This is a genomic window from Occallatibacter sp., from assembly GCF_049802275.1.
Classification (GTDB): Bacteria; Acidobacteriota; Terriglobia; order Terriglobales; family Acidobacteriaceae; genus Telmatobacter.
The window spans coordinates 1-11,945 of sequence record NZ_JBARMD010000537.1 but is presented as its reverse complement, the minus strand read 5'-3'; the positions used below and the strand labels follow the sequence as shown (position 1 = coordinate 11,945).

The 11,945-nt window shown below is 58.4% G+C and carries 8 protein-coding genes; 2 read left to right on the top strand and 6 right to left on the bottom strand.

Annotated elements, in window-relative coordinates:
• Nucleotides 1-629: 629 nt before the first annotated feature.
• From zwf to WA354_RS18485, 6 genes are all read right to left on the bottom strand, one after another.
• Nucleotides 630-2,189: a glucose-6-phosphate dehydrogenase gene (zwf, locus tag WA354_RS18510; RefSeq protein WP_472814500.1), complete on the bottom strand. Its 1,560-nt coding sequence runs from the start codon at nucleotides 2,187-2,189 to the stop codon at nucleotides 630-632.
• Nucleotides 2,190-2,245: 56 nt separating this feature from the next.
• Entirely contained in the window at nucleotides 2,246-3,151 is a 906-nt protein-coding gene (gene gnd / locus WA354_RS18505; RefSeq protein WP_472814499.1) for a phosphogluconate dehydrogenase (NAD(+)-dependent, decarboxylating), read from the bottom strand.
• Nucleotides 3,152-3,173: 22 nt separating this feature from the next.
• Nucleotides 3,174-3,785 carry an HAD-IA family hydrolase gene (locus WA354_RS18500; RefSeq protein ID WP_472814498.1) on the bottom strand — a complete coding sequence of 204 codons (612 nt, stop codon included), beginning with the start codon at nucleotides 3,783-3,785 and terminating at the stop codon, nucleotides 3,174-3,176.
• Between the two features lie 94 nt (nucleotides 3,786-3,879).
• Nucleotides 3,880-4,347 (bottom strand): ribose 5-phosphate isomerase B, encoded by a 468-nt coding sequence (rpiB, locus tag WA354_RS18495; RefSeq protein WP_472814497.1) that lies wholly within the window; start codon nucleotides 4,345-4,347, stop codon nucleotides 3,880-3,882.
• 40 nt (nucleotides 4,348-4,387) lie between these two features.
• A complete protein-coding gene (gene tkt / locus WA354_RS18490) occupies nucleotides 4,388-6,385 on the bottom strand; it encodes a transketolase (RefSeq protein WP_472814496.1) in 1,998 nt (665 codons plus the stop codon).
• Nucleotides 6,386-6,424: 39 nt separating this feature from the next.
• Nucleotides 6,425-8,866 carry a glycoside hydrolase family 15 protein gene (locus WA354_RS18485; protein ID WP_472814495.1) on the bottom strand — a complete coding sequence of 814 codons (2,442 nt, stop codon included), beginning with the start codon at nucleotides 8,864-8,866 and terminating at the stop codon, nucleotides 6,425-6,427.
• A 282-nt stretch (nucleotides 8,867-9,148) separates the two neighbouring features.
• On the opposite strand from WA354_RS18485, the gene WA354_RS18480 reads away from it, so the two are divergent.
• Nucleotides 9,149-9,769 (top strand): superoxide dismutase, encoded by a 621-nt coding sequence (locus tag WA354_RS18480; protein WP_472814494.1) that lies wholly within the window; start codon nucleotides 9,149-9,151, stop codon nucleotides 9,767-9,769.
• A gap of 524 nt (nucleotides 9,770-10,293) precedes the next feature.
• A partial coding sequence (locus WA354_RS18475) for a type IIL restriction-modification enzyme MmeI (protein ID WP_472814493.1) occupies nucleotides 10,294-11,945 on the top strand: 1,652 nt, incomplete at its 3' end.

Here is an 11,945-nt window from a genome sequence, read left to right as displayed (position 1 = left end):
GTCTTTAACTTCCGCATAGGCGGTGATACATCCGCAACCACCTTGCGCGGACGATCCCTTAACGGTTCTTTCCCGATCTTCTTAAAGCACTGGCACCTTTGTCGCCTCACGGTTGTAAGCTTTGAATGGGAGTCGAGACCAGTTGCTCAACAGTACCGCAGCGTTGATCATTATCGCAGTTCAATTTGTTGTTGGGGCGCTCTTGGGGCTCGCTGTGGCGGTTTTGGTTCGTCGTTTCCGTCGTGAGGGTTGACGTCCTCTGGTGACTGCGTGTTCGGCTGGAGTCGCCTTCGAATTCGCCATCGGACTTGCTGGCTGGGTGAGCTGGTCCCCGACCCTTTCGGATAAACACCACGGAGCAGTGATTCTTCTAGGCAACTATGCTATTCCGTTCGCAGTCATATGCTGCCTATCAGTTGCAACATTGATTAGCTTTGTCCCTCTGAAGCGCAAGGATTCAACTCATCGATAGCTGTCCGAGCGTGTTCTGTCTGGATGGTCGCCAATTCGGAAGTTGACTGCTGAAATTTCCTTTTCCCATCCATTTGGCATCGGCACGAAATACACAAGAATCCTGCGCGGTGGGCAGACACCCGCGAAACAATACACCCCACCCGCATCGCAAGTCCTCACCCGATATTGTTGCGCCAGACGTGCCCCTCGCGCTCCAGCAGCCGATCGCCGCAGTCCGGACCCCATGTCCCCGCAAAATAATTCGGAAACACTTCGGGATTCTTAGCCGCCCACGCTTCCAGAATCGGCGTATACAGCGACCATGTCACTTCCACGCCATCGCGATGCGCAAACAGCGTCTGGTCGCCAAGCATCGCATCCAGCAGCAGCCGCTCGTACCCGTTCGCCGTCGAAGTGCCGAATGCCGCCGCATAATCGAAGTCCATATTCACCGGGCACACTGACATATTCGGCGTGTTCGGAACCTTCGCCCCGAACCGCAGCGCAATGCCCTCGTTGGGCTGAATGCGAATCGTCAGCAGGTTCGGCTGGATATCCGTGCACGGCCCGCTCGACTGCATGCGGTTGAAAATCAGCAGCGGCGGCTGCCTGAATTGAATGCTGATTTCGGTAGCGCGCTTCTTCATTCGTTTGCCCGCGCGCAGATAGAACGGCACGCCTGCCCAGCGCCAATTCTCAATTCCAAGTTTCACTGCCGCATAGGTCTCGGTTCCTGACTCGGGGTTCACGCGATCTTCGTCGCGATAGCCCACAACTTTTTTGCCTTCTATAACGCCAGGGCCGTACTGCCCGCGCACTGCATCCTTGATGGGAATGCTGGGAATCGCCCGCCAGACTTTGACCTTCTCGCGACGCACAGCTTCAGCGTCAAAGCTCGACGGCGGCTCCATCGTCACAAAGCTCAGCAGTTCCATCACGTGGTTCTGCACCACATCGCGCAGCGCTCCAGCCTTCTCATAGAACGGCCCACGGCCTTCGACGCCCAATGTTTCCGCAGCCGTGATCTGCACGTGGTCGATGTAATTGCGATTCCAGATCGGCTCGAAAATCCCGTTGCCGAACCGGAACACCAAAATGTTCTGCACCGTCTCTTTGCCTAAATAGTGATCGATACGGAAGACCTGGTTCTCGTGGAAGACCGCATTCACCTGGTGATTCAGGTCGCGCGCTGAATCGAGATCGTGCCCGAACGGCTTTTCGATCACTACGCCCACACGTCCTTGCTCAGGCTGCGCCATTCCCTGCGCGCCAAGATTCTCAATAATGGGCGCAAAATACTCCGGCGCGGTCGCAAGATAGAACAAGCGATCCGGACCGATGTTCTTCTCCTGCGCGATGCGATCAAGTTCCGCTTTCAGGCCCGCATAATGCGAAGCATCATCAAAGCTCAACGCGTAGTAGCTGATCTTCTTCACGAACTCGTCCATCTTGGGGTCAGCCTTGTCCACGTCGCCGAAGTCAATCAGCCCCTCGCGCATGTCGGCAGCGAACTCATCGCCCAGGGGGCGGCGCGCCACACCAACAATCGCAAAATTCTGTGGCAATAACCCATCCTGCTCCAGGTGAAAGAGCGCAGGGACGAGCTTGCGCTTGGTCAAATCTCCCGAGGCGCCAAAAATCACCAGGATCCCCGGGTTCGGAATGCGCTCGCCGCTCTTCGGAACCTGCGACAAATCCTCCGGCCGAATCTTCATCTGCACAGTTGCTGATGCCATAGTCTGACGACCTCCTGCGTGCCGATCTCTGACCCCTGATCACCGATCACTGATCACTAGTCTGTCTTCACCGCATGTCCACCGAATGCATTGCGCATAATCGCCAGCATACGGTCGGTGAAGTTATTTTCCTCGCGCGAACGAATCCGTCGAATCAGCGACTCCGTAATCACCGGCGCCGACACATTCAGATCAATCGCTTCAAACACCGTCCAGCGTCCCTCGCCGGAATCCGCAACATACGCCTCGAGCCCCTCAAGCGTCGGGTTCTTGCTCAGCGCGTCGGCCGTCAGATCCAGGAGCCAGCTGCGCACTACGCTGCCAAAACGCCATATCTGCGAAATCTGCGCGAGGTCGAGATTCAGCTCTTCTTTCTTCTCCATGATGGTGAAGCCCTCGGCATACGCCTCCATCAGGCCGTATTCGATGCCGTTATGCACCATCTTCACAAAGTGCCCCGCACCTGCCGGTCCCACATGTCCCCAGCCCTGATCTTTTCCCGGCGCCAGCGTTTCAAAGATCGGCCGCAGATAATCGACGGCTTCCTTATCGCCGCCAATCATCATGCTGTAACCCTCTTTCAGTCCCCATACGCCGCCCGACGTGCCCACGTCGACAAACTGAAATCCCTTGGCAGTAACTTCCTTGTAGTGGCGCTGCGAATCCTTGTAATTTGAGTTGCCGCCATCAATCAGTATGTCGCCCTTATTCAGCAGCGGCTCAAGCTTGGCAATGGTGTCGTCAACCGGCTTCCCCTGCGGCACCATGATCCAGATAGCCTTGCGGCCTTTCAGATTTTTCGCCATATCCTCCAGCGAACTCACGCCGACGTTGCCCGACGCCGTCAGCTTCTGCACGGCCTCTGCGCTGAAGTCAAATCCCACCACCTGGTGCCCACCAAGGCGCAGCCGCTCGGCCATATTGCCGCCCATCTTACCCAGACCAATTAATCCCAGTTGCATATCGCTCTCCCTTCAAATCTCGTTACAAAACTTCAAGGCTTTGCAAGTCGCGCCGCAAAGCATCTGCGCCAGTAAAACGAATCGCCTTCATCCCCACAGCGGCAGCAGCCGCGACATTCTCAAGGCGATCATCAATAAACAAGGAGCGCTCAGCACTCTTGACCAGAATGCCCAGCGTCCGCCGGTAGATCTGCGGATCAGGCTTGCGGATGCCCAGGTAGCATGAAGTGAACGTAAACTTCAGATGCTGGCGAAGGCCAAACTTCTCAACGCGAAATTCATGCGTTTCGCGAGCTTCGTTGTTCAGCGAGCCAACCATACACTTGTCTGATGCCGCGAGTTCTTTGAGGATGCACATCGCTCCATCGGCAAGCAGCCTGGACTGCTCGCACATCGCGGCGAAAAACTCCGCGTGGGTAAAACTGCGCGGCTCATAAAATACCACCGCATCCAGGTATTCATCGAGACTAATCTCGCCCCGCTCCCACGGCTCGAACGCCTTGGCGTGATGGTCTTCCAGAGCCGCCGGATCGAGATGAAACAGCTCTACAACGGCCGCACGTTCGCGATGATCCCAGCCGTTGGTCAGCAGGACCCCGCCAACATCGAAGAGGATTACGTCGAAGGGGAACATCGGCGTCTCGTAAAAACAGTGATCGGTGAACAGTTGACAGTGGGCAGGCAGTGACCGGCCCGTCCCTGGTGACTTAGAAAACAGAGTCCCCGACTTACTTCGGCCCGCATTGATACTTCGCTTCAATCGCCAGCACCTTCTTGAAGCGACGTGTAAACCGCGGCTCATTGGAAATAAAATTCGCCCTGATGAATGCGTCCACGAGTTCGTAGGCAAGGGATGACCCAACGATCCGCGCTCCCAGCACCAGCACATTCATGTCGTCATGCTCCACACCCTGGTGCGCAGAGTACGTATCGTGGCACATGCCGGCGCGAATGCCGGGCATCTTGTTGGCTGCCACGCTCACGCCAACGCCCGATCCGCATATCAAAATTCCACGGGGTGCCTCGCCTGCAATCAGCGCATCGCCAACGCGCTCCGCGAAGTCGGGGTAATCGTCCTGCGGCTCAACCTTGTATGCACCGAGATCCAGCATCTCGTGACCGGCGCGCGTCAGGTAGGCGCGCACTTCTTCCTTCAATTCGAAACCCGCATGATCCGATGCGATAACTAACTTCATGGGACTCCCTCAACCTGACGCCTGACAACTATTCACTGAGCTACTTCTTCACCAGCGCCTTCGCGCGCGCCGCCACATTCTCCGGTGTGAATCCGTACTCGGCCATCACCTTCGGTCCCGGTGCCGATGCACCGAAGCGATCGATACCCACAACATCGCCGTCCAGGCCAACGAACTTCCACCAGCCCAGCGTCGCGCCGGCCTCCACCGCAAGCCTCGGCGCTCCCGCCGTCAGCACGCTTGCCTTGTACTCGGCCGATTGCTCTTCGAAAATCCGCCAGCTCGGCATGCTCACTACGCGCGCGGCAACTCCCTGGCCCGACAGCACCTTCGCCGCATCAAGTGCAGTCGAAACTTCGGAACCGGTAGCGATCAGAATTACCTTCGCGTTCGCCGCATCCTCCAGAACGTATGCCCCCTTGCTCACGCCGCCGTAGACATCGTGCTTTGACGCGTCGATCACCGGCAGATCCTGCCGCGTGAGCGCGAAGAAGCTTGGCGTGGTGCGATCGAGCGCCAGCCGCCAGCATGCCGCCGTCTCATTGGCATCAGCCGGCCGAAAGTCTGTCAGCCCCGGAACAGCGCGCAACATCATCAGTTGCTCAATCGGCTGATGCGTCGGACCATCTTCGCCAAGCCCCACAGAATCGTGCGTGAACACAAAGATGGAGTGAACCTTCATCAACGCGGCAAGTCGAATCGCCGGCTTGCAATAGTCAGAGAAGGTAAAGAACGTCGAGCCGAAGGGCACCAGCCCGCCATGCACAGCCATCCCGTTCACCGCGGCGCACATACCAAACTCGCGCACGCCGAAAAACACATTGCGGCCCGCGGGATCGACATGAAAACTCTGCCCCGGTTTAAAAATGGTTTTGGTCGATGAAGTCAAATCCGCCGCACCGCCAAACAGCTCCGGTACACTCTCCGCAATTGCGTTCATCACGGCCCCGCCCGCATTGCGCGTAGCCTGCTTCTTATCCACCGGGAACGAAGGAATCGACTTCGCCCAATCTTTTTTGCGCAGACCTTTCTGGGTGCGATCGAATTCAACCGCCAGTTCAGGAAACTCAGACGCATAATGCGAAAAAAGATTCTTCCACTCAGCCTCTGCGGTCGCGCCCCGATCACCTGCCTTGCGCCAGTTCTTCAGCGCATCCTCGGGAACGTAGAAACTCTGGTCTTCAGGAAATCCGAAAAACTTCTTCGTTGCCGCGGTGTCTGCCGGTCCCAGCGCTTCGCCATGCACTTTGTTGGTGCCGGCCTTCGGGCTGCCGTAGCCGATCACGGTGCGTACCGCAATGAACGAGGGCTTTCCCGTCTCCGCCCTGGCCGCTTCAATCGCTGCTTCAATCGCCTTCAGATCGTTGCCATCTGCCACTCGCTGCGTGTGCCAGTGGTATGCCTCGAACCGCTCCAGCACATCATCGTTGTAGCTAAGTTCCGTCGGGCCATCCAGCGAGATCAGGTTGTCGTCGTAGAGCACAATCAGCTTGCCCAGGGCCAGCGTGCCCGCCAGCGCGCATGCCTCGTGCGAAACGCCTTCCATCAAATCGCCGTCGCCGCACAGCACATAGGTGTGATGATTCACAATTTCATAACCGGGCTTGTTGTAGATGGCGCCCAGGTGCTTCTCGGCAATCGCCATGCCCACCGCCATCGCCAGACCTTGACCCAGCGGACCTGTCGTCACTTCAACGCCATCGGTATCGCCATATTCCGGATGCCCCGGCGTGCGCGAGTGCCACTGGCGAAAGGCCTGCAGGTCTTCAATCGTCACCTTGTACCCGGAGAGAAAAAGCGTCGCGTACAGCAACGCAGACGCATGTCCGTTCGACAACACAAAGCGGTCGCGATCCGCCCACTTCGAGTTCGCAGGATTGTGCTTCATCAATTTGTGAAACAGCAGATAGGCGATGGGCGCACAGCCCAGCGGCGCGCCGGGATGGCCGCTATTGGCCTTCTCGACCTCGTCCACAGCCAGCAACCGCAAAGTGTCAATTGAAAGTTCGTCCAGTGAAAGATCCGCGAGAGTTGCCATAAAACTGTGATCCCTTTCGAAAAGCTGCGGAAGATGAAATTAATTCCGGGGTTCGATGCTGATTTCCACGTTGTAACCGAGCCAGCGATTCTGCGCGCGCCAGTGGAAAGTCCATGATAGACCACCGCTCCCGAGGTCTGAAGCGGTGGAAAGATCCACGCTGTAGCCTGCGCTGCCAAGACTGTGGCCCATGGTCGATTGCGTTGTCTTCCATTGGTCCGTCGTCCAGATAACTTCAAACGGCGAATCGTCGAGAATGCGCAGCGTGTCCCCGGCAGTGATCTTCTCGATCGGCCGGCGGAGGCTATAGAACTCCAGATTGCTGCGGATCTGCTTTCTGCCCCGAGGATCGCAGTAGCGTTCGTACACACTATCGATGCGGTCGAAGACTTTGCCGTCTACCGTCGAGCGTAGAAGTTTCAGATATTCAGCGTGAGCCCAGACGAGAGGAACAGCTGAACCTGCCGGCTTCCCTTTTTCCAGGCCCGGTCTGTCCGCCTCGTCCCACACCTGCTCCGGCATCATCTGACCCAGGGTTGCGAACCGCTCATACGTTTCAATCAGGGGAGCAGGATCAGCGCCGGCGGCCAGCTCGTAGTGAGCGCGCTCGCCCGTAAACAAAGGCCACACCCGGCCCTTCCCCCATCCCTTGAAAGGCCCGCCATCGGGTCTCTGCCCGTAGCCGTCAAAGTTATACCGGTGCCAGCCCGGTCCCTGCGGCAGATCTGTCTTGAGCACCGCATCCACCACCTTCAGCGAATCGATCACCAGCGGATCGTCGGCGCGCCGCACCCCATAACGAACCAGCTCAAGAAAGCCCGCATCGATAATCTCGCGCGCTTCAAACTCCGTTCGCTCCCCGGGAGGCCTGTTGTTGATGTGGATCATTTCGGTTCCGCAGTCTTCGCAGCCGTAAGCTTCACCCTTCTCCGGCGGCTTGATGCGCATGTAGTGCCGCTTGACCTCGGCCAGCAGCACGCCATTGTTGGTTACCGTCCAGTCCTCCAGATGGCGCTCGATCCAGTCGGCGAACTCTTCGAGGAATACGGCCACCTCCATGGAGTCGTGGGCTCGCGCCATTTCTGCTGCGCAAATCAGACCGCTGATCACGGCCGCAAGCGTCGAAGGGGAATAGCCGGCGTTCTCCTCCCAGCGATCCTGATGGGTGATGGGCGCATGCTGCACCAGGTACCCGGCCGCCCGTTCAATAAAGGGAAAGATCTCCATCTCGCCCAGAGCGTTGGCCTTCCAAAGCCGCCACGCCAGGATGATGGGGAAGGCCACCTCGTCCAGTTGCTCACCGGACCAGTAGGGTCGCCCGTCCACCCAGAAATTCTGCGCGAATCCCCCATCCGGCTCTTGCGTACACGCCAGGTAAACCAGCGCCCGCCGTGCCGTCTCGGCACGCCCGCAGGCCAGCAGGGCCGTCGCCGTCTGCACCATGTCCCGCGTCCACACCAGGTGATAACCACCCAGGTCGTCATCGCCATGCGCCTGCCCCCACGGAATCGAAGCCGAGGCGACAAACGCGCCGGAAAATGTCTTGTCTTCGTGCGCCAGCAGCACGTTGTGGCTGGCCCGCATCAGTTTGCCGCCGTCGCGCGCCTTCGCCGCCAGCCACTCGGGATTGGCCAGCCGGTGCCACTGTGCAATGAACCGGTCGCGATGTTGATCGAAAGGCGTAGCCAGCGCGCTCACCGTCTTCTGAAGCGCTGTGTGGTTTCCCTCGCCGAGCCCGAAAGCCAGGGTGAATTCGCGCGCACCGTCGGTTCCAGCCGCACCCAGGTTCAGTTCGCCAAAGATGGCGATATTGCCGTTTGTCGCCGAACCGAATTCCCAATCCATCTGGTAGTTATCGCGCAAGTCGTGCCAGCCGTCGCTCGAGCCCACAAACCCGCAACTCACGCGAGAGAACCCGCAACTGGCGCCCATCGCCAGCGACCACTGGTTCTTGAACGCCAGCAGCATCTTCTGCCCCGCAATATCCAGCGCCCGCGCCGTATTCCCCGCGCCCCCGCCATCAAGATGCGGCGCCAGCAGCGCGTAAACCTTGAGCCGCGGGATCAGATCCTCGTGGCCTTCCAGACGAACGCGCTGCAAAACGACACTATGGTGCGGATCGCAGATGATCTCCTTGGTCAGGGTGTAACGCCCCCCGGGGTCGCGATTGATGTAGCGCACCCCCAGCGCTTCCGGGTGAATGTACTCGAATGTCGACACCAGGTCGCGCTTCTCTTCGTGCGTAAACGTCTCGCCATCGGTGATCAGGAACCCCATATCGCGGACCTGCGCGCTGTCGATCGTGGGGTGGTAAATCTCGTTCAGAATCCCATGGGAGCAGGTAAACCAGGCTCGGCTCGAGGCGGAGTAGGCGGTTCCAATCGCGTCTTTCACGCTGGAGGTCCACCGCGGCAGCAGTCCGGGCGCGCCAAAAGCTTCCCCCTGCTGGTCGAGCCAGCGGTACGATAGTCGATCATTCATGCATTCACACCAGTTCTTCGCGTAGGGAAGCTCAATTTCGGGGTCCAACGTGTCTAGGGATGTCCCGAACAGCCCCAAGGTTTCCGTTTTCCTGCCGAATACTTCGAACCCTGCCAAGGACTTACCGCATCCATCCAACCATAGGGCACCGCCCCCGGATATGAATGATTGGTTTCATTTTCACTTGTCTTGCGGAGTCTGTCGCACCGGATGCCCGTCGCGACGACCCATGCGATGACCCTCCACTGAAACAGTACAATCCCAACTGAGGAGATTTCCCCGATGGCATACGAACTTGCACCGCTTCCTTACGACTACGCCGCCCTCGAGCCTTTCATCGACGCGGAAACCATGAAGCTGCATCACGACAAGCATCACCAGGCCTACATCAACAATGTGAATGCCGCGCTGGCCAACCACCCAACTCTGGCCGCGAAATCTGTGGATGACCTCATTAGCGACCTGAATGCCGTACCCGAAGACATTCGCGGTGTCGTCCGCAACAACGGCGGAGGTCACTCCAACCACTCCATGTTCTGGACCATCATGGCCTCGCCCAAATCCGGTGGCGGCGGCGAACCAACCGGTGCTCTCGCTGATCAGATCAAAAAAGATTTTGGCGATTTTGAAGCCTTCAAGAAAACTTTCAATGAGACCACAGCCAAGCAGTTCGGCTCCGGCTGGGGCTGGCTGGTCAACCAGGGCGGCAAACTCAAGGTAATTACCTCCGCCAACCAGGACTCGCCGCTCAGCCAGGGACTCTACCCCATCCTCGGCAACGACGTCTGGGAGCACGCCTATTACCTGAAATACCAGAACAAGCGCCCCGACTACCTGGCCGCCTGGTGGAACGTAGTCAACTGGTCCGAAGTCACCAGGCGCTACGAAAAGGCCAAAAAGTAGATCGCAGTCCTCAGCCATTTGCTGAAAGCTGACACACTCTGTGCCCCATTCATCGCAGCTTCATCGCGATGAGTGGGACGGGGTTCTCGCACATTCGCCGCTCGCGATCTGAATCCCCACCACCTTGCCGTCGCCGTCCTCCGCCGATGCGCCTCACTCGAAACTTCCGCATTAGGCACGACCCAGGAATTTCCGCATGACCACGACCTTCGCTTGCCAAAGGAACTGTCATCCTGAGCACAGCGAAGGATCTGCTGTGAAAATGCTCATACCTCGATCAAATCTGGGTGCCCGATCCAAGCGCAGCTTGGGTGGGAAAGCACGATCCCACATCCAGTCCAGCGCTCGTTTGTAATCGGCCGGTTCACATTCATACCAATCACGGCTCAAATCCCCGGGCTCTCGCCACATTCCCCCCTCATGATCCACCAATCACCGCATCGGCCCGTTGGCAACAGTTGAACCCTTCTGATAAGCAACAACCGTAAAGAACACCCAATCACTACAATAGGCCCATCAATAAAATGTCTGGGCCTTCGTCTCCAATTCAAGAAGACTTCATTCAACGGTGGCAACGGTCGTCCGCCTCCGAGCGCGCGAACTATGCCCTCTTCCTGTCTGAGCTTTGCGATTACCTCGATCTTCCGCGTCCTGAGCCAAGTCAGGCCGACGAGAGCCTCAATACCTATGTGATTGACAAGGCCGTGGACTACAAGGAACTTGACGGCTCGACAACCACAAACTACATCGATCTCTACCGGCGAAACTGCTTTGTGCTCGAAGCCAAGCAGGGCAGCAACCCCGTGCAGGAGACATCCTTTGAGCTGGCCGCGATTGAGCCCAAACGAAAGATGAAGCGCGGCACCGCCGTTCGTGGCACGCGCGGATGGGATGCAGCCATGCTTGCCGCACGCGGACAGGCGGAGCGTTACGCCAAAGCGCTCCCCGCATCAGAGGGTTGGCCGCCGTTTCTCATCGTCGTCGATGTCGGCCATTCCATAGAGATCTTTGCCGACTTCTCGCTGACTGGAAAAGCCTATCTACCCTTTCCCGACCCGCGAACCTTTCGCATCAGTCTCGAAGAAGTTGCGAAGCCTGAGATTCGCGACCGCCTCCGCGCCGTCTGGCTCGATCCCCACTCCCTCGATCCCGCACGAGAGCGGGCACGTGTCACCCGTGAAGTTGCGGGCAAGCTGGCCGTTCTCGCCCGTAACCTCGAACTGAAATACAAGCCAAAAGAGGTCGCCGAGTTTCTCACCCGGTGCATCTTCACTTCATTTGCCGAGGATGTGGGCCTTCTTCCCGAGCGCTCCTGGCTCGACCTGCTTGAAAGCCTCCACCACGACGAAGCCAGCTTCCCGCCGGTCGTCGAGTCGCTTTGGAAGACCATGAACGACGGCGGATTTTCGCCCATCCTGCGCCGCGATGTTCTGCAGTTCAATGGCGGACTTTTCCAGTCCACCCGCGCTCTTCCACTCACCAGCGATCAGATATATCTGCTCATCGAGGCAGCCAACTCCCGCTGGCGCGACGTGGAACCAGCCATCTTCGGCACCCTGCTTGAGCGGGCTCTTGACCCCGCCGAACGCCACGCTCTCGGTGCGCATTACACCCCGCGCGCCTACGTTGAACGCCTTGTGCTGCCCACCATTGTCGAGCCTCTGCGCGACGATTGGCGCAACACCCAGGCCGTCATTACCAAGCTGCTCAGCGCTGGCGATCAGGAAGGAGCTATCGAGGCGGCTCGTCTTTTCCACCGCCAGCTATGCGCCATCCGCGTCCTCGACCCCGCATGCGGAAGCGGAAACTTTCTATACGTCGCTCTGGAACACATGAAGCGCCTCGAAGGCGAAGTGCTCGATTCCCTGCACACCCTCGGCGAGTCGCAGGAGGTGCTGGAGCACACTGGCCTCACCGTCGATCCCCATCAACTGCTCGGCATCGAAGTAAATCCCCGCGCAGCCGTCATCGCCGACCTTGTCCTCTGGATCGGCTATCTACAGTGGCACTTCAGAACCCGCGGAGATGCACAGCCGCCCATCCCCGTCATCCGGAATTTTCACAACGTTGTGGAAGCCGACGCGCTCATTACTTTTGCCTCGCGCAAGTCTGCGGTGGATGAGCACGGAAACCCGGTCACCGTCTGGGATCGCGTCACCCTCAAGGAGCACCCAAC